Here is a 25,766-nt window from a genome sequence, read left to right as displayed (position 1 = left end):
GTTAATTTCTTTGAGCAGCTAGCCTGCTTGGCTAGCTACTGTGTTAAATCGTTAATGAATAAGTTGAATCATCAATTGGCTGATTCGGTGTTGATTACGAAATTTTGGTAATTAGGTTGATGATGATCGGACCCCATAAGGTGAGGAAGATATTGGCAACCGCATAAGTCATCGTGAAACTCGGTACTGGTGTGCTGTTTTGTGTTTTTTCTAGTAGCGATGCGAATGCAGGGTTTGCACTGCGACTACCCGCGATAACCGCTAGCGCTTCTACTGGATTTTTGATTTTGAGTACGTAGTAGTTGAATAGGAACGTCAGTACTTGAGGAATTAGAGTGACCAACACACCTAGCAGTAAGAGCGTTACGCCATTCTCTTTGATTGCCGTCAGCGCTGGAGCGCCTGCATTAATACCAACAACCGCAACAAATACTGCAAGGCCGAATGTCTGCATAAAGTTGGCTGCGCCATGGTTAACACTGCCTAAACGAGGTGTACGCATTCTTAAGTAGCCCACAAGTAAGCCGGAAACCAGACAACCTAAACCTGAACCTAGAGCGATATGAGAACCACCGATAGTGAAACCAATCTCGCCAATCAGATAGCCAAGCACCATGCCGAAAGACATTGTTACGAAGTCAGTAACACTAGGCAGTGGGCTGTTGTAGCCAATTTTTTTGATGACTTTAGCTATGTCTTCTTTTTGTCCAACTAAGGTGATTTCGTCACCAATGTGCAGTTCAGTTTCTGGCAATGTCGAAATATCATGGCCCATGCGTGATAGCTGAGTGATATAAACACCACGACGTATACGTGCGTTCGTTTCATCGTGAAGCTTACGTAGCGTAATACCCGCTAGTTTCTTATTCGTGAGTACGACCTTCTGTTGTGTTTGGACAACATTGCTTTCTTCACTAAATTCACCGAGTTCGACACCCAGCGAGGTCACTTTAGGAAATGCCTGAGTCAGACCAGTAAGGTAAACTTTGTCATCCGCCGCTAAAATAGGGTTCTTCGCCAAATCTAACGTTGATTCTGTGTCTTCGTGTGAGCGGTAAATAGCTTCAATTGTGAGGTCGGCATCGAATGCTTCTTCTAACTCGACAACACTTTTTCCAACAAACATAGAGTTCGCGGTCACTTGATAAGCACGAGAAGATACGCGGTTCAATGCAGAGAATTCACCCTCGTTTAGCTGCTTGCTGCCTGCGCCCATTTTTTCCGTAAGCTTCTTCGCTTCTTTGGTTATGTTCCAACCCATTACCATTGGAATGAGTGACATCATTAGAATCGGACCAAGAGAGCCGAAGATGTAGGTGATTGAGTAACCCACAGCCACGTTTGTTTTAAGCGTTGAGGTGACATCTGGCGCTAGGTTCAGCTGATCGATAGCATTACCTGCAGTACCTATGATTGCCGATTGTGTTAAGCCACCAGCCGCAAGGCCCGCCGCTAAACCTTTATCTAGTCCTGCCCATTTAGATAGCAACACAACCGTGATTAATCCTACAAACGTCATCACAAACGAAGCGAATAAGCGTGTTAGCGATGAAAGGCGGAATGACGAGAAAAACTGCGGACCGCCGTTGTAACCCACCATAAAAATAAATAAAGCAAAGAAGATGCTTTTTACTTCGTTAGAGATCGTGATACCGCCGATCTGACCAAGTGCTACAGCAACAAGCAGTGAACCTGCGATTCCACCTAATTCAAACTTACCGATTTTAATTTTACCAATTAAGTAACCGAGACCGAGTGATAAAAAGAGCGCTATAAACGGATAGTCTCTAAGTTGTTCAATAATAAATGACATAGTAATCCTTGAATGAAATAGCATCATCATTGACTCGCTATTTCATTTTTTAATTTGGTTTAACGTTTGATTAAGCATTAATAAACATTTGGTTGATGAACTGATCTAATGCTTTATTTTTAATAATCTGAACTTCATCCAGTCTTCTACTTTTTATGATGAAGTCGCGATGATTTTTTATGGTCATGCATTTTATCTTTGTGATGTTTATCATGATGACCATCAGAATGGTGATTGACTAAATGCTTATGACCTTCTGGGTCGCCACCATGTTGACCAGAATGAGAGGGTTGATGTTCTCTATATTCTAAATGGTCTTTATTATGTTTATGGGTAACATCTTCTCCATATATACGTTTCATCTTTTCTTTAATAGCGACTTTAGTGTGATTAATTTGATTCGACATAGTTAACTCGTTTATTTTTTAAGGAACGATGAGAATTATATCGATCGAGAAAATAGATAAATCATGTTCAAATAAAATAGCAATAAAACAAAAATTGAGTGCCGATTGGTATTTTTATATTAAGTGTTTGATTTTTAAGGTTTGATTTTTATTTTATATAAGATTGGGTGGATGTTATATGAGTTTGATTTATTGGCAGTGTCGATAGATAGAATGACCAGACTTAAAAAACAAGGTGAACACATGAGTAAGTATAAAGGCGTTATTGTCGGGTCAGCTCTTTTTATATTACTGTCTTTTGTATTTGGCTTTCATTATGTAAAAGGTGAAATGATCAAAGAGAAGGTCGCTAATTTTAAATTGCCAGCTATATCTGTAACAACGGAAAAAGTAAATCAAGATACTTGGGATAAAAGTTTAAAAGTCATTGGTAACATTCATTCTAATCAATCTATTGATGTGACGAGCCAAATGTCAGGCCAAGTAAAAGAAATTCTCTTTACTTCAGGTCAGCAAGTAAATAAGGGTGATGTTCTTGTTAAATTGGATGATGCGTTATTGAAGTCCAACTATAAGAGCCAGCTATCCAAAGTTGAATTGGTTAGAGTCGAATTGATGAGAAATAAATTGCTCCTTAGAAATAACAGTGTTTCAAAAAACTCGGTTGATAAGCTACAAGCTCAATTTAATGCTGAAGGTGCAAAGCTGGAATATATTGCTACGCAAATTGACTACATGAAAGTGAAAGCGCCATTTTCTGGCAGCGTTGGGATTCGTAATATCGATGTGGGTGACTTTATTAATTCAAGCACAGCGATTGTCGAGCTGGAAGACAAATCAAAGCAATATGTCGATTTCTCTATTCCAGAGCTTTATTTACACGATGTGAAGGTAGGGCAAGATTTACAATTTTATTCAGAAGCAACGAACGACGAAGTCTTTCACGGCACGATTTCTGCCATTGAACCGAGCTCAGACAGCAACACGCACAATATCGAATTGAGAGCCATGGCTAACCAAGCCGTGCCGTTAGAGGCGGGTATGTATGTCGACGCTACGTTAATCACATCAGAATCGGACACTATCGTGGCAGTACCTTCTGTTGCGATCAGTTACACCTTATACGGAAACACCGTGTTTGTGTTGGATACGTCGACTAAAAAGGCCAGCGAACATTCGAGCAACGATGCATCACCATTTTACGAGTACAAGGTTGTGCAGCGCACTGTTGAAGTCGGCCCCAAACAAGGCGGTTATGTTGGTGTGGTTTCGGGCTTGAAAGAGGGGGATGTTGTTGTGACTTCAAACCAACACCAACTCAAGAATAGTGGATGGGTTCTGGTTAATAACCAACATCCGTTGATTACTGATAAAAGTACTAAGCAAAGTAACTAGGAAACTCCCATGACATTTACTGATGTATTTATCAAACGTCCAGTTTTGGCTACGGTATTAAGCCTTGTACTGTTGGTGTTAGGTCTTAAAGCTTTTACCTCACTGCAAGTGCGCCAATATCCAGAAATTGAAACGGGCGTTATTACCATTACAACGAATTATCCAGGTGCCAGTGCATCCAGCGTTCAAGGGTATGTGACGCAGCCACTGCAGGCAGAAATTGCTCAAACAGCGGGCATTGATTACATGACATCGGATAGTGCTCTGGGTAAGTCCGTGATTACCGTTTATTTGAAGCTAGGGTATCCGTCGGATAGTGCTTTGACCGAAATTTTGTCTCTCGTGCAGCAAGTGAAATATAAGCTGCCGTCGGGTGTATTGGACCCGAGCATTCTTAAATCGACGTCTCAATCGCCGATCTTATATGTTTCATTTTCGAGTGACACATTGAAGACGGAGCAAGTCTCGGACTATGTGAGCCGTGTGGTTAAGCCGACTTTCTCTACTGTTGAAGGGGTGTCAAAGGTCGACATATTGGGGCAAGAAGATTTTGCAATGCGAATCTGGCTGAACCCTCAACGACTGGCTTCATATGGTCTGACGGCTGAAGATGTTCAAAACGCGCTTCGTGCAAATAACATTGTGAGTGCGGCGGGCAAGTTGCAAAACCCTTATATCGAAGTTGATATTAACGCTCATACCGATTCAAGTTCGGTAGACGATTTCAAGAACATGGCTTTGAAAGCGCATGACGGGCAACTGGTGCACTTAAAAGATGTGGCGACGGTTGAACTAGGCGCAGCAAACTATGACTCAGACGTTGAATTCAATGGTGTGACTACCGTATCAACGGCGATCAGTAATACGGCAACATCTAACCCATTGACCGTTGTTGAAGGCATTTACGAATTGCTTCCACAGATCCAAGCAGGCTTACCTGAAGGTATTAAAGCGGATGTAATCTATGACTCGACTAAGTTTATCGAAACCTCAATTGATGAAGTAGCAAAAACCTTAATCGAAGCCGCACTGATCGTAGTCATCGTTATCTTCGCCTTTTTGGGCTCAATGCGAGCGATGTTGATACCACTTGTAACGATTCCTTTGTCATTGATTGGCTCTATGTTCTTCATGTTGAGCATGGGCTTCAGTATTAACCTGTTGACGCTGCTTGCCATGGTATTAGCAATATCGCTGGTGGTTGATGATGCCATCGTTGTTGTGGAAAACACCTTTCGTCACTTAGAAGATGGTACCAGCCCAATTAAGGCTGCTATAGACAGTGCTCGTGAAATTGCAGGCTCGGTTATCGCGATGACCATTACATTGGCCGCAGTGTATGCGCCGATTGGTTTCATGGGAGGACTCACCGGTAAGCTGTTTACTGAGTTCGCATTCACTTTGGCGGGTTCAGTACTAATTTCGGGTTTCATCGCCTTAACGCTAACGCCGATGATGTGTTCAAAACTGCTTAATAAATCGGTTCTCGACGGAAAACTGGTTAAGAAGATCGATGCAGTGATTGAAGGCGTAACAGAGCGCTACCGAAAAGTGCTCGAACATGTGTTGAACAACCGTGTTTATATTTGGCCAGTGGTAGGAACGTTAATGATCAGTCTGGTGTTCATGTTTATGAATACTTCATCTGAACTGGCACCTGAAGAAGATCAGGGCGTGATGATTGTGATGGGGCAAGGTCCTGCACAAGCGAATACCGATTACATTCGCCACTTTACTCCGGCTCTTATTGACTCTATCAGCAAGAACGATGAAGTCGAAATGACCATGCTAGATAACGGTTACATGAACAACAATGCGTTCTTTGGTTTGGGTGTATTGAAAGATTGGGATTCGCGTGACGCAACGGCAAAAGAAGTAATGCAACGTTTCGAAAAAGAGAGTTCTGTATTACCGGGCTTGCAGGTGTATACCTTCTCTCCACCAGATTTACCAGGTACACCGCAAGGCTTGCCATTCCAAATGGTTCTGAAAACGCCAACGGGTTCTTATCAAGAACTCTATCAGTACGCTGAAAAACTGAAAGAGTACGCGCAGAAGAGTGGCAAGTTCATCTATGTGCAAAACGACCTGAATTTTAATAAGCCACAAGTAGAGATTCGCATCGACCGCGATAAAGCGGCTCAGATGAACGTGAACGCACAAGACATCGGTACCGTGTTGTCTCGCTTTATCAGTGAAGGCTTCGTGAATTACTTCTCGATGGATCAGCGCAGCTACCAAGTTATCACTCAGGTACCTAACGAGAACCGTAACTCTTGGAATGATTTGAAGAACTACCACGTGCGCTCTAACACCAATGAGATGGTACCGCTGGCATCATTGATTGAAATTAGCCAATCAGTGCAGCCATCGAAAGTGGATCAGTTTCAACAGCTTAACAGCGCCATGATTGAAGCGAAAATGATGCCGGGAATCAGTATCGGGGAAGCCTATAAAGTGATGGAAGAAGGGGCGGCGAAGATATTGCCTAAGTCTTATACGACAGACACTTCAGGCCAATTGAGACAGTTCCTACAAGAAGGCTCTTCACTGGTTACGACGTTCTTCCTTGCTCTTGTGATTATTTACTTGGTTCTGGCTGCTCAATTTGAAAGTTTGCGAGACCCACTAGTGGTATTAACCAGTGTTCCATTGTCTATCTTTGGCGCCCTGATGCCACTGTATTTAGGCATTGATACGCTCAACATATACACCGAAGTGGGGCTGGTGACCTTGATAGGCTTGATTAGTAAGCACGGTATTTTGATTGTGGAGTTTGCAAACCAAATGCAACAGGAATTGAAATGCAGCCGACGTGAAGCGGCCATTCGTTCGGCTACCGTTCGAATGAGACCAGTATTGATGACAACCGCAGCCATGGTTGTTGGTGTTGTACCACTGCTCATTGCAAGCGGAGCCGGTGCTCAAAGCCGTTTCTCGATTGGTTTGGTCATCACGGTGGGTATGTCGGTGGGCACATTATTCACCCTGTTCGTGGTACCAACGATATATACCTACTTGGCTGCGGATCACCGCGGGCAAGAGCAAGAAGTTTAGTCCGTTATCTGGCTGCTAACGTTACGCGGCCAATACACATAGAAGTTTAATCAACACGAGTCCCATTTTATGAGCCTTATCGCTCAGGGATTCGTGCACTCAAAATTTAGAAAACTAGAGGTTCACATGAAACTACATTACCTATTCCCATTGTTCGTTTTATTCACTGCTGGCTGTTCAAGCAACATGCCAGATAAACAAGAAATCCAGAGCGTCGACTCAAACCATTATTTTATTGATAGCCAGTTTGATGATGATAGGAAAGGCGTTTCTTGGATAGCGAAAGACAGCGCGTCACTTCACTTTAATCAATTTGAATTTACAACCGTTAGCATGAAAAGCTCGGGTGTTGATCAGCATGTATCAAAGGAGGTTCAGTCTCAATTTAAAGCACAGATCCATAAGAAAATGGATGAGAAGTTGGCTGAGAAATTACAGGGCTACAAGAACGTAGTTTTGGAGAACAAGGAGCTTGATATTAGCGTGAAGTTATATGATATCAATGACATTCCTGAAGACATGCGTGTGACTGAGTTTATCCCAGTAGGTTCGGTTATCGGCGCTGTAAAATACGCGGCAGGTACTCGTGATCGCTCTATTCGTATATTGGCGAGTGTGGATCTGAAAGATCATGATTCATCTCAGCTCATTGGTCGCCGTATTTTCGTCGTGAACGATAATGGCGTACTTGAGAACGACAAATCAGAAATCACCATCGAGATGCTTGATAAAAACGTTGAGCAAATTACTCAGCAAGCGGTCGACTTTGCGTTTGAAGTGACTTACCAAGATAAAGACCAAGGGTAGAGTCATGCGATCTCGTAAACAGAACAGCGCTAGTAAACGCCTTGGGGTTGGTGAAAGGCTAGCTGGACACAAAAACACGCTTGCTCTACTGGTTATCGGCCTCGCTGTGAATGCTTCAGCGTATGCCAATACTAGCGGTGTTGATGAACGAGCAAGCTATGAGCAATGTATTTTGTCTTCATTGGCCAAAGCAACCAATCAACAAAGTATTGAGTGGTTAAAGCAGCAATGCGCATCCCAAGAAGCCGTTACATCAAACAAAACACCCGAGAATAAGTTGTCGGGTGAAACCAGCGAAGACGGTTTAGACTCCATCAGCGAAAGTGCACTGGAGTCTAAAGTCCCGCGATTGAAGATGGAGTACACAACTGAAGATAACCCGTTTGTTATAACGCCTTATCGTTTGAACTATATTTTGCCAGTGACTCATATGACCAACGTGAATACACAGCCCTATGGGGATGAGCGATTCGGAGGTAAAGCGGATGACCTCAGCGATGAAGAGATCAAACTGCAGTTAAGTTTAAAAATTCCAGTGGTTGATGATGGTGTTTTTAATCAAGCGGACAAAATCTATTTTGGTTTTACGCTCAAATCATTTTGGCAGGCGTACTCTTCTGATATCTCGGCACCATTTAGAGAGACTAACTATCGCCCAGAGATCTTTTACGAAACGCCTTTGAACATCGAGTCAGCTGATGGTGTTTGGTTTTCGCGTTTGGGTTTAGAGCATGAATCTAACGGACGAACGGCAGAGCTTAGTCGTAGCTGGAACCGCGCTTATGTTGGGCTAGGGTATACCGAAGATGACTTTGCGGTTTATTTCCAGCCTTGGTACCGAATTCCTGAGTCGAGCAGTAGCGATGACAACCCTGATATTCAAGACTATTTGGGTCACTATGAATTGTCTGGCGCTTACAAATGGGATGGTTTTGAGGTTTCAGCATTGGGTCGCTACAACTTTCAAACCGGGTATGGTGGAATACAGACATCACTCAGCTTTCCTCTGTATGGCCGGCTTCAAGGGTATGTCCAGTACTACAAAGGCTATGGAGAAAGCTTGATTGATTATGACTACAACAGTGAAAGGATTGGTGTGGGTATTCTGCTAACCAATGCCTTATAGCGGTTATCGCTTTTTTATCAACGATTGAGCGATTAACGATTTCTGTGAGAACCCAAAAACACACCGCCTGAGTAAGCGGTGTGTTTTCTATATTAATAGCTAACGGCCAATAGTTAATAGTTAACAGCCAATAGTTAAGAGCTGTTAATCATTGATTGATACCCAATTTGGATTCAATCTCGGTGATGTTACTTTTGAAAAACAACGTTTGAGCGACTTTCAAAACCACAGGGTGGCCAGATTCTAATATCGCTTCATAGTAGTACTCTTCCGCCATTGAAGGGTTGCCTTGAGATTCTTCAATTTTTGCCAAGATAATCATAGACATCACACTGTATTCATTCCTCGGAATCAAGCTTAGATAGTATTCGGCTTGGTCAGGGTTATCTTCAGTGAGGAAGTAGGCTGCTAACGCGTCATAGACTCGATAAGAGTTAGCATTGTTCTGAGCATTGAGTAACTGTTTTTTGAATTTCTTATTGAGCGCTTCAACCTGCTTATTCTTATTCTTATTCTTCGATCTCATTATAAAAATGTCGGCAAGCTCATACATGTAACGGTTCGACATAACGAAGTGGTTGTCGGGTTCTAGCTCATTGGCTTGGGCGATCTTAGACAAGGTGTCGGTTCTGTCTAACGTCATGAAGGTGAGCCCGAGCGCTTCAAGGGTGAGCTTTAAGGCTTCTTCTTGTTTGGGTAACTCAGAGATTTGCTGCTTCAATATCGATTTTTGAATATCCAAATTAAATGAATCCAATAGATCATCGAGCATTGAACGCATGGTCGTGTGGAGTGAAGCCGGGTCAATCAGGTAATCTCGACCTAGGTGTCTGAAATTAGAAATTCGGTTGAAGTAGGTGATATCAAGGTATTCTCTGTCGCCATCAATTTCACTCTTGAAACTGATCACGTTGGCTGAATTCGGCACCAAGGTTTCATCGACTACGACACGAAAATCGCGATAGGTGGTCAAGTAGCTCATTAATTTATGAATGATCCCACGTTTAAAGGCATCCGTCTTCAAGTTGTCATCGATACTTACGTAGATATATCTAGGTTCTAAAGATAAGTAGTGCACAGATTCGTGTGCTTTGTGGGCATCTAGGTTTTGACTGTCTACTGTTTGATTAAGACGATTTTGTTCCGTTGATTGATTTGAGTCAGCGAGTGGTTGGTTTGATTCATTAGCGGCGGTATTTAAACTGCTCAAATCGAAGGCGTCCGATGTAGGGCTGGTCGGTTTTAACGTCCACCAAATAAGTCCAAGCGCAATAACTATAGCGCCCCCAAACATAACAGCACGAGACGTTCTTTTCTGAGGTTTATTTTCTGCGATAGGCGCTTGTTTGTCGTTAGCTGTTTTATTTACAGGTGACTGTTGAACGGACTGTGCTGTACTCGAATCGGTATGGCTTGGATCGACATAGCTCGAATCGCTAGGTCTCGAAGCGCTAGGTTGCTGATCAACAGGCTGAATAGGTTCTTGTGAAGCAGGTTTTTCTGAGGTTGCATCGATTGAACTCTCTTCAGATTCTTCGAGTACGGTTTTGGCCTCTGAGCCTTGATTGCTTATTAGGTTCTCACCAGTAACCGATTCTGCTTTTGGTTCGACTTGTTGTTTTTTATCCTCATCCAAAACTGGCGATGTATCTGGTGCGTCTGATTGAGTTGAAGGAAAGGAACCAAAAGCATTAGGTGCATGATTCATGTCTGTAACTGATACGGTATTTGTGGTGACACTTGCAGGTACTAAGATGGTTTTGTGGACATCAACATCGAGTTTATAACCGCGTTTGGGCACGGTGATGATGTGTCCCATTGAATGTCGTTCAGCCGCTTTGAGTATTTTGCGCAGTTCAAAAATAGCTTGCGTGATCACCTGATCCGTCAAGATTGAGCCATTCCAGACTTCATTAATCAGCTCATCTCGTGAGAATACGATCTTAGGATTTTGGCAGAAAAAGTTGAGTAGCTTGGACAAGCGATTGTCGATGATCACGTCTTCATCATTCATGATGAGTTTGTCTTCATCAGGAATAAATAACCACACGTCGAAAGAGTATTGAATGCGTTCTTTTTTCATAACCACCGAGACTAAGTCATTGTATTAAAATTACTTTAGTAGACATGTTTGGGCAATTCAATTAACCAATGTCTAATTATGATAAGTGGACGTGCTTTTGAGCGGATTAGTGAGAGCCAGCAAAAAAATAAAAACAATATTGAGACTTATTCTCATTTGTTGATCTCGATAAAGGAACGGTTTAAATTGTCTGGTTAGTATCACTACAACATGAATATTATGAGGTTTTTTATGAGTACGGTCGTTGTATGGGGAGCAGGAAGTGGGCTGGGTGCTGCAATTGTTGAGCATTTTCACAAACAAGATTATCAAGTAATAGCGATTGCGAGAAACCTAGAGAAGAACACGCGCTTGGCTGAACTTGGTATCACCACACTGCGTTGTGATGCTACCGATAAAGAACAGGTTGAATCTGTGGTCGCTCAGTTACCTAAATCGACACTGGTCGTTTCTAGTATGGGCAGCTTCAGAGCTGACATTCCCGTTGATTACATTGGACACCGACATCTGACTGATGCGCTTGAAGCCAATGGTATTGCTCGATTTGTGCTGGTAACGTCGTTAGGTTGTGGTGACTCTTGGCAGTATTTGTCGGAGCGATCTCGAAAAGGGTTTGGCGCAGCGGTTCGTGAAAAGTCGTTGGCCGAAGCTTGGCTAACCTCGAGTTCTCTGGATTACACCATCTTACGTCCGGGTGGCTTGTTAGACGGCGAGGAGACTGGCAACGGTGAGCTGTCCCAGCAAGTCGAAGTTCATGGTGTGATTTACAGACAAGAAGTGGCGCGCCTTATTGAAGCCTTGTTAACCAATGAAGCGAGCATTGGGCAGATCTATCAGTGTGTTGATCCTACGGTTCAATATGGATAACGCTGTTAAGTCTGATTTTTAGTAAAGCCTTCAAGCTATAAAGCTATAAGCTTATAAATCCCTGAAGTCGTTTAGCTAAACTAAGCGGCTTTTGTTTGCTTCCTTTGTTCTCTCTAATTCCTGCCTTTCTATTCTTTTGCTGTCTCTTTCTGCCTTTTTCTCAGATGAGAGTGGCGCTCTCTTAATCTAGATTAAGTTTTCCCTAGTTTATTCTCTGTAGTATCCGCCTGAATCAGTGCCCATGCTTAATGGGTAACTCGCGCAATACGATTTTGAGAGGAAGACACTTGAGCACTTTGTTTACAGAAACCCACATTGGCAAGATGACACTAAAGAACCGCTTCATGAGAAGTGCAACGTGGGAAAATATGGCCACCGAAGACGGGCATATGACAGATAAACTGTACGCTATCTACGAAGAGTTGGCTCAAGGTGAAGTCGGCCTGATCGTGACGGGTTACGCGAACATCGTTGAAGAAGAAAAGCCGAATGCGGGCATGATGGGCATGTATAACGACTCATTCATTGAAGAGTATCAAAAGCTCACTCAATTGGTTCATGACAATGACTCTAAAATCGTCATGCAATTGGCATACGGTGGCACAAAGACCACGCATGATCTTGGCGAGCGAGTGATCTACGCACCAAGTGAGGTTCCAGAAAAAGGAACTCAAACACTAGGCAAAGCGATGACCAAACGCGAGATTGACTACATTGTTGATGCCTTTGCTCAAGCGTCATTGAGAGCACAAAAATCAGGCTTTGATGGTGTTGAGATTCATGCTGCTCACACTTACCTGATTAATCAATTTTTAAGCCCTTATTACAACCAACGTGAAGATGAATACGGCGGTAGCCTAGAGAATCGCATGAGATTTCTGTTAGAGATCTATACTGCGACGCGCAAGCTGGTGGGTGATGATTTCCCTATCTTGGTTAAGCTTACAGCTTCGGAGTTTTTTGAAGGTGGTGTCACCTTCGACGAAACGCGCTTAGTTTGTAAAAAGCTTGAACAAGTCGGCGTTGATGGCATTGTCGTATCAGGTAATATTCATGGCAAGGCAGACACTATGATTGGCGAGTCGCACGATGGTTTTACTATTCAAGCTGAAGGCTACTTCCACGAATATGGTCATGCGATCAGCCAAGACGTTAATATCCCAGTTATCACGGTTGGTGGTCTAACGGATTTTGATGCTATCGAAGCGATTGCAAACAACACAGGTATTGAATATTTCGCGCTTTCAAGGCCGCTGCTTTCTGAACCACATTTGGTAAAGCGTTGGAAAGAAGGGGACAGAAGCCCTGTTGAGTGCGAAAGATGTTCAAAATGCCGAACTAAGCGTGGCAACTTCTGTGTCGTGAATAAAGACAGAAAAGTACAGCTTGCTCGTATGTAATCGCTGAACCTAGCTCCAAGCGTGAGCCGAAATTTATAGCCGAGCCTATGTTTGATCCTGTGTAATCGCACAGGCTCTATTCATTCCGTATTCTATGAAACGAAATTTGAAACCTTATTAATCACATCTGACTGTCAAATGGGTGCGATTAAACAGATACACTACACCTGTAAATTATCCAACCAAGTTATCGATAAAAACTGAGCAAACTTTGAAACTACTTCCTCTTCTTAAGCAACCTCGAATCCACTGACGCCTCTTTAGTTTTAGCGGCATTGCTATGATTTAAGCGTGATACTCACTATTTATCCCGGTGAACCCTGTGTTTATGGGGGTGCTAGTTTGTGCACCTTGGATTTGCATCGTCGAACATTTTGATAGTTAACGAATAAAACTAAATAGATCATTCAGAGGTAAAAATGCAAAAGAAGCATTGGTCCAAATTCGAGTTGTTGCATGAAGTCGTAACCAACCCCAATATTCATGTAAAAGGTCAACACAGTTATTACAGCGATTACTGGGATAACGGTTTTGAACAATCGGTAGTGCGTTATTTACACGGCGACGAAGTCAGCCGCCAGTGGGAGCCTCGATGGGAAATCGACGAACTCCATATCGGTGATTATGTCTGTATTGGCGCAGAGGTTGTGATTTTAATGGGCGGCAACCATACACACAGAGTTGATTGGTTTTCACTGTATCCATTTGTGGATGTTATCGACGACGCCTACATTGGCAAAGGCGATACTCACATTGAAGATGGGGTGTGGTTAGGCATGCGAGCGATGGTGATGCCCGGTGTGACGATTGGCGAAGGCGCTGTAGTTGCAGCGAATAGTGTGGTGACTAAAGACGTCGCACCCTACAGCCTTGTCGGTGGTTCTCCAGCTAAAGTCGTCAAATACCGCTTTGATGAGTCCGTTATTGACGAGCTCATTTCATTCAAAATATACGAGTGGCCCTCAGATAAATTTGAAGCGCTGAAACCGTATTTATGTAACCCAGACTTTTCAAAGTTAAAGCAGGCGATAACGGATTACGACAATTGTTTGTAAGGAGCACTTGTAACGAGCATTTGTAAGGTGCGTTTTTAAGGTACGGGTATAGCCACAGATTTGTGTAGAAAGATCTGTGTCATATTTATATTGAAAAACACGTTAAATCAGTCCGTTACCTTGCAATACTCAACATGGTGTACCAATCTTATTTCATAAGCATGGATAAGGATTGTGTATGCCCGCAAGTTCAATGAAAAACAAAGGGGTGGTGGGGAAAGTCCTACTGCCTTCTTTACTCATAAATCTTCTCTCTCTCGCCGTTCCGTTAACGGTTTTACAAATTTACGATCGTATTTTACCTAACCAAAGTTACGGTACTGCCACTTTGTTGTTGGCGGGTGCAGCGTTGGCTGTTGCCATGGAAGCATTAATCCGGTTTGTGCGTACTTGGCTTTTGTCAGCCGCGGCCAGCAATACCGAGAAAGCGACCTATCAAACCTTGGTTGAAAGAGTAACAATGGCTTCATCAGGCCATCTTCGCCACATTGGTGTTGGCGGCGTGGAAGAGGGGCTGGGCTCAGTATCAAAAGTCAAAGATTGGTATTCCGGTGGTGTGATTGCAGGCTTTATTGATTTGCCTTTTGCATTGATCTTCTTGGGCTTGGTGGCTTACATCGGTGGTGAGCTGGTGGCGATACCTTTGGCAGTTTGGCTGATTACTCTTGGAATCGTTTGGTTATCTTCTATTCGCGTTAAAAGCTTAAGTGAAGAGGCTTCCCAAGATGAGCAGGAGCGAAAAGCGTTCTTGATTTTACTAAGCCAAACCATTCAGGGAATCAAACGCCAGGCCGTTGAGTCTCGAATCTTCAATCAGTTCAAATCCCTCAATAATGTTCGCTCTCAGTCTAAAGCGAGAGAAGAAGAACAGAACGCCTTCGCCCAAGAATGTATTCAGCTTGCTGCATTAGCGACGTCAGTTTTACTGGTGATTACGGGGAGCTTGTGGGTGTTGGATGGTCAGTTAACCACAGGTGGGTTGGCGGCATGTTCTATCTTATCGGGCAGAGCGGTTGCGCCTTTGAGTGCACTGGTTGGGGTTCGAATCAAGCTTAATTCAATACACAGTGCCAATCAGGCAATAGAAAAATTGAATGACTTGTCACTATCTGAGTTTTCAGATTCTGAGCAACCTGAGACCCCTTTATCTGACTTTGAGACGCTGGAAATTAAGCAAGCGACCGTCGAAAGATACGGTGAACTTGCTTATGCAGATGTCACACTGAATAAAGGTGAGTTGGTATTGTTAGAGAGTGAGGATCGCCACACCAACAGTCATTTATTGTCGTCGATTGCAGGTATTGATGATCTAAAAGCGGGTGAGTGCTTCATTAACGGAGCTGCCGTTTCAATCGCATCGGTAAGCAACATTGCAGCCTACTGTGGCGTTAAAGGACAACTGGTGTCGGGGACCATTCTTGATAACTTATGTGGCTTTGACCCTGAGAAAACGCAAAGCGCCAGTGACTATGCAAAGCGTTTGGGTTTAACCAAAGAGATTACTCGATTACCCGATGGGCTCGAGACACAAATTGGCCATACGAGTGCTTCTTTGTTGAGTATGGGTAACGTGAAAATGCTCAATATCGCGGCTCAATTGGCAAGTGATAAACCCATAATCATGTTAGAAAGGCCTGATTCTTCACTTGATTTAGACGCTCTTGGAAATCTAGCTCAGGTGTTGGAAGAAGAAGTGACGGCAGGGCGCACGATACTGATGGTGAGCTACCATTTGAAACTTCGAGATTTAGCTAATCGAATAATTACAGTGAAAAGTCGAGCTATTACCGAACAAAGTGAGATCAATCAGGAGGCCGTCGTATGAATCGTTTAGATGCTAGCAACCGTGCAGATACGGATGGTCGACAAGAGGTGATGAACCATTTAGAAACCGAGAGTCTTTCCGTCCTCAAGCAGTTGGAAGTGAATGCGAATATCCAATTGTTCGCACATCAATGGGTCGATGAGAATGGCATTGAATCAATAGACGATATGTTTGCCTTGTTCGACAGGCTTGCACTGCCTTATCGCTTGGTTGCCAACCTAGATGAAGTTGGTGAACATAAATTGGTCTTACTGGTACTTGGTGAACATGAGCTGGTCTCTGGTCATATAGAATCGAAACAGTTTATTGCTTTTGATGCCAATGAAGACATTGCCGATATACCACAGTTTTGCATTGTTATCGAAGGCCCACCACTAGAGAAAGCTTCTCCTGATTGGGTTGGCGAACGGTTACATGCGTTTCGTCATATCATTCCTAAATTGCTGTTGGTCAGTTTTATCACTAACTTATTTGCACTTGCTGTTCCATTCATCACGATGTCGATCTATGACCATGTGATTGGTGGTGATGCAGGGCATGAGCTGCAAGGTATCGCCATTGGCGCGGCGTTGTTGTTTGTAATGATGGGTTGGTTAAGGACATTGCGTAGCCGAGTATTTGCTTCAGTGTCCAACCGAGTGAGTCGTGAGATATCCCAATCCCTCGTGCAGCGTCTGCTAAGAAATAGCTATGCTCAAAATCAGCAAACAGCATCTTCTAGTCAGCAAAACCAAGTGATGTTGTCGGAGCGTATTTCAGGTGTGCTATCAGGACCATTAGGAAATGCGTTGTTTGATCTGCCATTCATTCTAATCTTTGTACTCGCAATTGGTGTGTTAGGCGGGTGGTTAGTGCTGGTTCCGATCGTCTCTTTGGTTCTGTATTACCTATTAGCTAAACGTGCGATACGTTCGAGTAGTAAGTGCTCAATGCAATCGACGGTAGCAGGTACGAATCGTCAAAACATGACCAATGAACTGTCATCCAAACTTGCCTTTATTCGCAGTGCTGGGTTTTCAGAGCACTGGATCCAACGTTTTCAAAAGGCCAATCTGCTTGCCTCTACAGTGACGTTCAATCAAGCAGTTCTGCAAAGTCGTTACACCTCTATTTATTACTTTATCGGAGTGGGCTCAACATTGGCTGTCATGGGCTTAGGTATTGGACTTATTTTCGAACAAGTGATGACACCCGGTGGTTTGATTGCTTCAATGATGTTGATATCTAAAGTGACGGGTCCCGCTCAGGTGTTGGCAAACAGTGCGATGCGTTTTAACAGCTTTAATCAATCCAAATTGCAAGTGAACCGTATCTTGTCTCAGCCGTCCGAGCGTGAATTCAGTTACCAGCATCACCCGTTACCTGTGGTAGCGCCTAACTTGAAATTAGACCAAGTGACACTGCGTTATCCTAAACAGAGTCGCCCCGCTTTGAATGGTGTGAGCTTTGATATTGAAGCGGGTGAAATTGTTGCGATTACTGGCCCTTCAGGAAGCGGTAAATCAACCTTGATCGAAGTATTGTCTGGTTTACAACCTATCCAAAATGGCATGGTCGAGCTTGAAGGCGTTAACCTCGTTCAATACGACCCGCAGCTCTATCGCCACTGGTGTTTCATTCGAGCAGCTTATCCTGATTTGCTTACGCTGAGTATTCGAGAGTGGCTAAACGACGGTCATAAAGTCGAAGATCAGAAAATGATCTCTGCGATTGAAATGGTCGGCGGAAAGCGTTGGTTCGAGACATTATCAGGCGGGCTCGATACTTCCATCAGCAGTATTCAGCCGGACAGTCTTTTTGACATGTTGTCTGGCAGCGTCGCGCAGATCCTCATTGACGCGAAAGCGCTGGTTTATGACTACCCAATGTTCTTAATGGATAATCCTGTGCCTGATGCTCACCCAAATGCTAAACGTATATTTGGTGAGTTTGTGCAGTCGAAAAAAGGAAAAGCAACGGTGATCTACACGTCCCACGACCCGGATTTAATCAAGCTTGCCGATAAAGTGGTGGTATTAAATGAAGGTACAGTGGTTTATGCCGGTCCATTAGAGCCGGAGCAGTCTTCAGAACCTCAAGCTTCCCAAGGAAAAGAGGCGTCTGCTCAACAAAATGCAGCCCAACAAGAACAATCAGAGTCTAAGCAAGGAGTCGCTAATGACTAAACAATCTATCGAGAAGGGCAAGCGCTACGGTGAACTTGTTGAATCACAAAATACGGCTCGTACATTGGCATTGGCGACATGGTCGGTTGCCTTATGTGTTATTGCTTTTGCCACTTGGTCTGTAGTCACTCAAGTTGATGAAATTGCAAAAGCCAAAGGCGCTGTGATTCCTGAAGGCGAAAAACAGGTACTACAAAGCGCGATTGGCGGTAAATTAAAGCAAATTCTCGTTAAAGAAGGTCAGTTGGTTGAGAAAGGTCAGCCACTTGTTGAGTTTGATGCCACTTTCCAACGTACCGCTCTTGAAGAATTGAAGTCTCAACAAGTGACGCTTCTAGCCAGTGTGGAACGTATGAATGCGTTGCTTGAGCAACGCGAGCCTAACCTTGCTGAGTTCGAGGTCGATTATCCTGAGATTGTTAGCCAACAAAAAGCTCAACTGAACGCGCAGAAAGCCCTCTACTTCCAAAAACGTGTGGTGCTTGAGAAAGAGAGCGAGCAAATTGCAGAGCAACTTCGGAGTGTAGAAAAGGCCTTGCCGAGTTATGAGAAAGAGCTAAATGCGACTAAGCAAGAGTTGAATATACTAGAAAAGGGTTATAAATCGGGCAACATTTCACGCTTACGTGTGCTTGAAATGCGCCAAAAGCTGGCCAGCATAGAGCAGAAAATCGAAGAAGCTCGTGGTAAGAAAGCTGTGTTAATCAAGCAAGCAGACAGTACAGAGCAAAAAATTGAACAGCTTTTAGCAGAGGCGAAGGCGAAAGTCAGCGACGATCGTTCTAAAGCAGTATCTGACTTATCAGCATTGAATGCCAGAGTTCGTTCAAGCCAGGCTAAATTGACGAACACTATGTTGGTGTCACCGCTACAAGGCTTGGTGCAAAGCCTGCCAAGCACCCAAAACGGTGGTGTTATTCAGCCAGGTGGCACTGTGGTTGAAATCGTTCCTGTTGGTGGGAAAGCTGACTTTAAAGCTCGTTTATCGCCAAGAGATATTGGTTTTGTGAGTGTAGGGCAGCCGACTCGAATCAAGATTGACGCGTTTGATTACAGTCGCTTTGGGGCGCTGAAAGGTGAGGTGGAAAGTATTTCACCAACCACCAGTCAAAGCGAGCGAGGCGAGATTTACTATGAGGTTGTGGTATCGGTTGAAACGCCGTACTTCCGTGATAATCCTGAGAGCTTTTCAATTCTGCCGGGTATGACGGGGGAGGTAGATATCACGACGGGCGAGAAGTCGGTGTTCCAATATCTTTGGAAGCCAATTTATACCAATATCAGTGTTGCATTTGGTGAAAGGTAACTCAAAGAATCACAATCGTCTCTTTGTTCAGAATGATACAAGAAACAACTATTAAAAAGGGAGCACATAGCGTGCTCCCTTTTGTTTTACTTCACTAATGACCAACTACCAACCATTAGTTATTTGGATCTATGTCTGGTAGTCCATCTACGTCGTTGTGATGATGGTGTTCATCATCTTGGTTATGGTTATTGGTTGTATCATGGTGTTCAAGTGCATCCGACATATCTAAATGCGCTTGATCGTAATCTACCGTATGTTGTTGGTCGACTTGTGCAAGCACGATGTCCATATCCGCTGGCTGATCGTGAACCGTTGTCGATGTCGCATCGGGGCTGATGCCTAGGGCATCCAGATAAGCGGCTGCACCATGATGACTGGTTTTCTGATCTGGTTCTTGATGGGTCTGCTGGGTTAAATCTAGATAAATGTCATCGCTTTGCGTGACCATAACATCCGACTGGGAAGTCATATCTGGTTCATCATGTTGAACTGGAGTTGGCGGCGGTGGAGCAGGGTGTGATGTATGGACGACAGGAGTGATCGTCATATCAACCACCTCGGTTCCAATTGTCAGCTTACCACTACCTCCTGGACCATGACTGAGTATCTGGATATTCACGTGGGCGACTACTTCATCTTGATTTGTCCCTTGCAGTGCCACTTCAAATTTATCTTCATGTTGACCGATACCTGAAGTGCTGCCATGTGGTCCGGTGTGAACTTGAGCTTGCTCTTGGTAATGCAATTGGCCTGTTTGAGGATCAATGGTTAAAGTTCCATATTGTCCTTGATGGCTTGTTACATACTGTCCATTCGGTAAATGGATTCGCCAACCGCTTTGTGCTGTTGGTACCGGAGTTAAAGATGGTAACAGTGGTGGTACCCCAAGTGTGCCAGACACTTGGTGGCTTCCTGATGGCGGTCTGACAATGATCGGTTCAGGAATAGCGCTTGCAGCAAAACCTTGGCTACCTGCGGTATTACCGTGTTCGTCAGTCATTGTTGCTTGTACATTAGAACCCGGGTGAACTTCAATTTGTATTCCGTGCTGTAGAGTATGAGCATCTAATACATGATCCTGACCGTTAACGACAAGATGCTCACCGATTTTGGCATCACCAGGAGGCGTAACGGTTGCTGTGATCGTGTTTGCCTGTCCTCGGGCGATTTCAGCTTTGCTGTATAAGTTGTCTGCCCCTGCGTTTTCAAAGGTAATCGTAGGAACGCTAACCTGTGTATCGACTTGGTAAGTAACATCTGCAGTGGCATGAGCGCTATTACCTGCGGTATCTGTTACCGCTACTGATGCCTCTATTTTTTGGTCAGCATCAGCAATGAGTTCACTGCCAGGGACGGCAATTGAATAGTGTCCTTTTGCATCGACCACGCCAGTATGCTGTGTCCCATTTACATCTAAAGTCACAATGTCGCCTGCATTATAATCGCCAGAAACGGATCCGGTGATGTCAATGGAGCTGTTGGATTCTTGAGCATTAACCACATTATCGGCAGTAATTGGGTCTGTTTGAATACCGACGTGTACTTGTGTATCTATGTGGACGGAAAGAAGCGAAGAGGTAGCCGGTAGCACTGACGAAGGGGCCAGTGTTTTGGCGGATAGATTATGATCGCCCTCCGATAAGCCGCTTACTGCAACACTATATTGGCCAGAAGCATCTGACACCGCGTGTCCAACCGGTGTTGAACCATCGTAAATCGTCACTTGTGAATACGGAATATCAGTATGTCCGGTAATCGTTGGGGTCGTGTCATTGGTCAGGTTGTCGGTGTTTGATGAACCAGAATCGCTTGTTGATGCAAGATCCAGAGTCACCGTATTCGTTGGCGCGACGTTAGTGCCTGAAGACAAGGTTGGTTGCGTCGCGGTTACCGTAGGTTGTTGAGGTACCGTCGTTGATATGACTAGACCACCCGTTGGTGACATGGTGACATGTCCCGAGGCATCAAAGGTGATGAATTTCGAATCTTCAGTATGGCCGTCGCTGACTTTTACTTCAAACACGTCCACACCATGATAGGAGTTGGTGGCAGAGTTATAACTCATTCCTGTGATAGACGTATTTGGTGTGTAGATGTAGTCACCAGTATTTGGATCGACGGACAGTGAACCGAATTGCCCCGCAGAACTCACGACAGAGAAGGTATGAGAGTCAGTAACATCCACATCAGTCTCTGTTAATGTACCTGTAGTCGATGATGCTTGGTTGACACCGAGAACCGGTGCATCGTTGGTTCCGGTTATCGTAACAGTCACCTCATGGGTAGCAGTACCATCTAAGGAAGTCACGATATGCCTTTCAACTAACTGTTCGCCACTTCCGAGCTGCTGAACGACTGAAGCATCCTTATCAATACTATACTTCCAATCGTGACCTGACACGGTAAAAATGCCACCATGGACTGTTGTCACCGTTTCAGCCTTGAGTTCCTCTTCAGAATGGATTGTCCCCTTATTATCAGCATCGCGAACTGTAACAAGGCCATAGGTTTCTAAATTATTATGATTGATGTCAATCGAGTTGTCTTCAGTTACAGCTGTGTGACTCATATTCCCGACTGCAGTTACGATTACATCCGTTATTGTGGCTTTGTCATTACTCCCATTAATCTGTATCTGAACCTGCTGAGGTGTACTGTCAATACCATGTACGGTAAAAATTTCAGTGATATGGTCTTGAGCTCCGAGCCTATTGAAAAAACCAATTTTGGAAGGTGCAGGCTCATAAAACCAACTTCCATCTTTATGGATTATTAAATGGCCATAAGCTCCTGTCAGAGTACTTTGTAGAAATTGATTGGCTTCGCCTCTATCAACATCATTACTTGTTAACTGTCCCTGAACTCTTTGAGGAAAATAAGTAGCATCATCATTATGAGGAATAATATGGTCTTCCGTTGAGACAACATAAGTGTCACCGCTAATTATCGCCGCATCATTTACCGCTGTTAACATAATAGAAGCTGAAGTAGACACCGAGCCACTGTGTCTATCAGTAACATCATAAGTGAAGTGCACTTGTCCGTTATAATTAGGGTCGGGGTTAAAGGTAAAACTGCCATCTGAATTTGATACCAAGCTACCGTGGTCTGCAGTCAAGTTTTCAACGTGTAACCAACCTCTATCGTTAGTATCAACATCTGTCGCATTAGCGATTAATTCAGCTTGTGTAATATGTATTGAAGTATCTTCCTTACCTGAAGGTAAAGAGACCTCACCACTAACGGTTGGTGCATCATTATTGCCATGTACAACAACCGATACGCTTTTCGATACATGGCTACCATCAGTAGATACTGCCTCAACTGTAAAGTGTTCCCAATACTCGTCACCGTCTCCTAATTTTGTAGCTTTACTTTGGTCAACGTCATAATGCCATTGTCCATCTGCACTTAGGTGGAACGTACCATACTGGCCATTAAGGCCTGCTGTTGGTGTTTGTGTCCAACTCACCGTATCGTGAAGGTCGACATCGTGGGCTATTACGTTGCCGGAAACTGAAGCACCTGTTTGGGCATTTTCTACGACATGGCCAAGTTCTGACTTGGAATCGATTATGATCCCATCCTCTGTGCCGTTTACCTTAACCGTAATAGGAAACTCAGTACCGTCGGTTGCTATTAGCTTTATAGATTCGGTTAATGATTCACCATGCTTTAATTCTTGAACGTGAACATTATAATTGTCGCCAATATAACTCCAAGAATGCTCACCTTTGTGAGATCCACTTGCGATAGTATGGAACTGGAATTTGCCATAGGGAGTCGTAACATCTAGGTCACTGCCTATATTCCATGTGTATTGTTTGCCTGCAAATTCGACAGTGACTTGAGTATTAGGGCTGTCTACATCAGTAACTTGTAGCGCTTGCCAATCTACAGCATCCATAATATGGGAATTCGTATAAACAAGAGTGGCTACATCTTCAGTTGCAACACCATGATCAATGCCAGAAATAATGGTTTTGTCATCGACTGCCGCAAGTGTCGTACTCGCTCCGGTATGCGTAACACCGCCGTGCGCATCTTTTACATCATAAGTGAAGTGAACCTGACCGTTATAATCCTTGGCAGGTGTGAAGGTGTACGTGCCGTCAGGGTTAAGATGAACGGAACCGTGATCAACATTCAAGTTAGCCACCGTCAATAAACCCACATCATTGTTGTCGATATCTATTGCATTGGCGAGCAGTTGCGAAGCGGTCAAGGTCATGCGTGTATCTTCAACGCCAGCAGGAAGCAGTGTTGCTTGTGTTACGACTGGGGCATCGTTTGTACCATGGATAGTGACTTCAATCGTGTGTTGGGTGCCATCACTTGAATGAATAAGCACCCGATCAACTAAACTCTCGCCATCGCCTAATACTTGGATATTGGGCTTAGTTGTATCAATGACATATTCCCAACTGCCATTTTTATCGATGCTTAACTTACCCCCCAGCTGGCTTTGATAAGGGGCCCATTCAGGGTGAGATGCTACTTTGATAAAGCTTTTAAAGTCAAAATGATCTTCACCTGTGTCTGGATCACTAATACTTAGCTGCCCTGTGGTATGAATCATATTTGGCAGCCAACTTACAGGTGTATATGGGTCGATATCTTCGGTCACACTACCGGTGTCGGTACCTGTTATTACAGCTACATCATCCACAGCATTTACCGTGAGTATCATTCCCGATAGTGCGGCTTTTCCCGTACCAGTATCTATCGCTTGTGCATTATGATTATCCATAATTGCATAGGTAAAGGTGACCTGCCCATTGAAGTCTTTTTCTGGCGTGTATATAACACTCTTACCATCAGGTGACAAAACAGCAGTTCCATGATCGACATGCAATTGCTCAAGATGCAATGTATCACCATGGTCAATATCTTTCGCTGACATAAAACGATCCACGGAGATGGTTATGGCTTTATCTTCATCTGTTGTGATAGGAGATGGTCCGCCACTTAGATTACCGTAGCCAGAAAAGAGCAGTTCTGGGTTGTCATTTGTTCCATGAAGGGTAATCGTAATGAGCTGTTTGGTTCCATCTACTGTTGAAACTTCATAGACAATATCCTTTGTCTCTCCTTCTGCCATATGTTGGACTAAATAATTATTTACACCATAATGCCAAGCGCCGCTGGGAGAGAGAATAAGCCCATCGTGATTTGTATTGTAGGGGTCATCAATCTTTGTTACAGAGGTAAAGTGAGCCTCTCCACCATCTGGGTCCACCACAGTTAAATGGCCCTGAACAGTCAGTTGAGCTAGGTGTGGGGTAAGATGGTCTTCAGTAATATCTCCAACATGTTGTCCACCAATTAACGCTTTATCTGCTACACCTTGCAGATTCATATTTGCACCAGTAGCAGTTACCCCACCATGTGCATCTTTCACATCATAAGTGAAGTGAACCTGACCGTTATAATCCTTGGCAGGTGTGAAGGTGTAAGTATCGTCATGATTGTCGCGGATAGAACCATGGTTAGAATGAAGGTTAGCGATAGAAAGTATGCCAGCATCGTTGTTATCTACATCTATGGTATTCGAAAGAAGTTCTTTCGTTGTGAGTGTTTGCGAAGTGTCTTCTTTGCCAGAGTTGAGTTGTACTTCTGAAGAGCAGTAAGGTCTATCATTGTCTCCATGAATAGTAATTACGATGTCGTGAGTTGTGCCATCTTTAGATTGTATAGTGATGGTGTCGGTTAAAGTTTGCCCTTCACCAAGTTGATCTATAGTGGTGCCAATCGTTGTTTTTTTATTACCAACCCAATCACTACCTCCCACTGTTACATCGTAATGCCAAGTTCCATCACTGTTTAATAATAAGTGGCCATATTGGCCATGGTAGGAGTTATTCCAAGCGCCGCCTTTAGGGTCAAATTGGGCTTCACCACTATCAGGATCAACTATATCCAACTTGCCATCAGCAGTTATTGCATCTTGCCCTAGTTTCGCCATGCCAGGATGAGCATAGTCTGGTGACCTATCGCCATAACTGCCATGTCCTTCATCGACATCACCTGTGCTAACACCGCTGATCGTCGCAGAGTTATTGGCACCTGTTATTGTGATCGAAAGGTTTTGGGTGTTGCTAGCGTGGTGTTCATCGGTCAAGGTTACAGGAATTGTGAGTGTTTTTGTTGTTCCCGATGCTAACGACAGGTAGCTGGCATGATTGGGGTCAAAACTGTAGCTACCATCAGGGTTAAGAACTAAGCCATCAACCTGCGGTGCACTGTAAATCAATGTCGCACCTGTATCAATGTCGTGCCCAACCATTTGTCCATTTAAGAGGCTACCTCCTTCAACAACGGAGTGAGATTGAGCATTAATGACGGGGGCATCATTAGTGCCGTTAATCGTCACTTTGATCGTTGACGTTGTGCCATCAATAGACGATACAGTGAAGGTCTCTTCGACTTTATCGCCGACGTTCAATTGATTAAACGC

At 43.9% G+C, this 25,766-nt stretch carries 14 protein-coding genes; 10 read left to right on the top strand and 4 right to left on the bottom strand.

Features of this window, described 5'->3' with window-relative positions:
- Positions 1–94: 94 nt before the first annotated feature.
- Together aspT and BCV39_RS12120 are read right to left on the bottom strand one after the other, a co-directional pair.
- Complete coding sequence (gene aspT, locus BCV39_RS12125) at positions 95–1,813, bottom strand: aspartate-alanine antiporter (RefSeq protein ID WP_102431690.1); 1,719 nt, start codon at positions 1,811–1,813, stop codon at positions 95–97.
- Between the two features lie 146 nt (positions 1,814–1,959).
- Positions 1,960–2,220 carry a hypothetical protein gene (locus BCV39_RS12120; RefSeq protein ID WP_017081481.1) on the bottom strand — a complete coding sequence of 87 codons (261 nt, stop codon included), beginning with the start codon at positions 2,218–2,220 and terminating at the stop codon, positions 1,960–1,962.
- Between the two features lie 171 nt (positions 2,221–2,391).
- Here BCV39_RS12120 and BCV39_RS12115 point away from each other — a divergent pair, with 171 nt between their 5' ends.
- The 4 genes from BCV39_RS12115 to BCV39_RS12100 all read left to right on the top strand — a co-directional run bounded on the left by BCV39_RS12115 (position 2,392) and on the right by BCV39_RS12100 (position 8,605).
- Positions 2,392–3,615 carry an efflux RND transporter periplasmic adaptor subunit gene (locus BCV39_RS12115; RefSeq protein ID WP_017094760.1) on the top strand — a complete coding sequence of 408 codons (1,224 nt, stop codon included), beginning with the start codon at positions 2,392–2,394 and terminating at the stop codon, positions 3,613–3,615.
- 9 nt (positions 3,616–3,624) lie between these two features.
- A complete protein-coding gene (locus tag BCV39_RS12110) occupies positions 3,625–6,672 on the top strand; it encodes an efflux RND transporter permease subunit (protein WP_102432370.1) in 3,048 nt (1,015 codons plus the stop codon).
- Positions 6,673–6,798: 126 nt separating this feature from the next.
- The gene (locus tag BCV39_RS12105; protein WP_017081484.1) at positions 6,799–7,479 is read left to right on the top strand and encodes a DUF3313 family protein; all 681 of its coding nucleotides are present in this window, start codon (positions 6,799–6,801) and stop codon (positions 7,477–7,479) included.
- Between the two features lie 4 nt (positions 7,480–7,483).
- Positions 7,484–8,605: a phospholipase A gene (locus BCV39_RS12100; protein ID WP_102432369.1), complete on the top strand. Its 1,122-nt coding sequence runs from the start codon at positions 7,484–7,486 to the stop codon at positions 8,603–8,605.
- A gap of 148 nt (positions 8,606–8,753) precedes the next feature.
- Here the strand turns inward: BCV39_RS12100 and BCV39_RS12095 are convergent, their stop codons facing one another.
- Positions 8,754–10,688, bottom strand: a complete 1,935-nt coding sequence (locus tag BCV39_RS12095; RefSeq protein ID WP_102432368.1) for a winged helix-turn-helix domain-containing protein — start codon at positions 10,686–10,688, stop codon at positions 8,754–8,756.
- Positions 10,689–10,919: 231 nt separating this feature from the next.
- Here BCV39_RS12095 and BCV39_RS12090 point away from each other — a divergent pair, with 231 nt between their 5' ends.
- From BCV39_RS12090 to BCV39_RS12065, 6 genes are all read left to right on the top strand, one after another.
- The gene (locus BCV39_RS12090) at positions 10,920–11,555 is read left to right on the top strand and encodes an SDR family oxidoreductase (protein ID WP_102432367.1); all 636 of its coding nucleotides are present in this window, start codon (positions 10,920–10,922) and stop codon (positions 11,553–11,555) included.
- 287 nt (positions 11,556–11,842) lie between these two features.
- Positions 11,843–12,955 (top strand): NADH:flavin oxidoreductase, encoded by a 1,113-nt coding sequence (locus BCV39_RS12085; RefSeq protein ID WP_102432366.1) that lies wholly within the window; start codon positions 11,843–11,845, stop codon positions 12,953–12,955.
- A 419-nt stretch (positions 12,956–13,374) separates the two neighbouring features.
- Positions 13,375–14,010, top strand: a complete 636-nt coding sequence (locus BCV39_RS12080) for a CatB-related O-acetyltransferase (protein ID WP_102432365.1) — start codon at positions 13,375–13,377, stop codon at positions 14,008–14,010.
- 178 nt (positions 14,011–14,188) lie between these two features.
- Entirely contained in the window at positions 14,189–15,835 is a 1,647-nt protein-coding gene (locus tag BCV39_RS12075; protein WP_102432364.1) for an ABC transporter ATP-binding protein, read from the top strand.
- Complete coding sequence (locus BCV39_RS12070) at positions 15,832–18,000, top strand: ABC transporter transmembrane domain-containing protein (RefSeq protein WP_102432363.1); 2,169 nt, start codon at positions 15,832–15,834, stop codon at positions 17,998–18,000. The genes BCV39_RS12075 and BCV39_RS12070 overlap by 4 nt, the downstream gene beginning before the upstream one ends.
- Entirely contained in the window at positions 17,993–19,306 is a 1,314-nt protein-coding gene (locus BCV39_RS12065; protein WP_102432362.1) for an HlyD family type I secretion periplasmic adaptor subunit, read from the top strand. Before BCV39_RS12070 ends, BCV39_RS12065 begins: the two co-directional genes overlap by 8 nt.
- A 115-nt stretch (positions 19,307–19,421) precedes the next feature.
- Here the strand turns inward: BCV39_RS12065 and BCV39_RS12060 are convergent, their stop codons facing one another.
- A complete protein-coding gene (locus tag BCV39_RS12060; protein ID WP_241902303.1) occupies positions 19,422–25,754 on the bottom strand; it encodes a VCBS domain-containing protein in 6,333 nt (2,110 codons plus the stop codon).
- Positions 25,755–25,766: the final 12 nt, after the last annotated feature.

It is taken from the genome of Vibrio sp. 10N.286.55.E10 (assembly GCF_002872555.1).
Lineage (GTDB): Bacteria > Pseudomonadota > Gammaproteobacteria > Enterobacterales > Vibrionaceae > Vibrio > Vibrio crassostreae.
The sequence above is the reverse complement of the archived record's forward strand: the minus strand, read 5'-3'. Positions and strand labels throughout refer to the sequence as shown.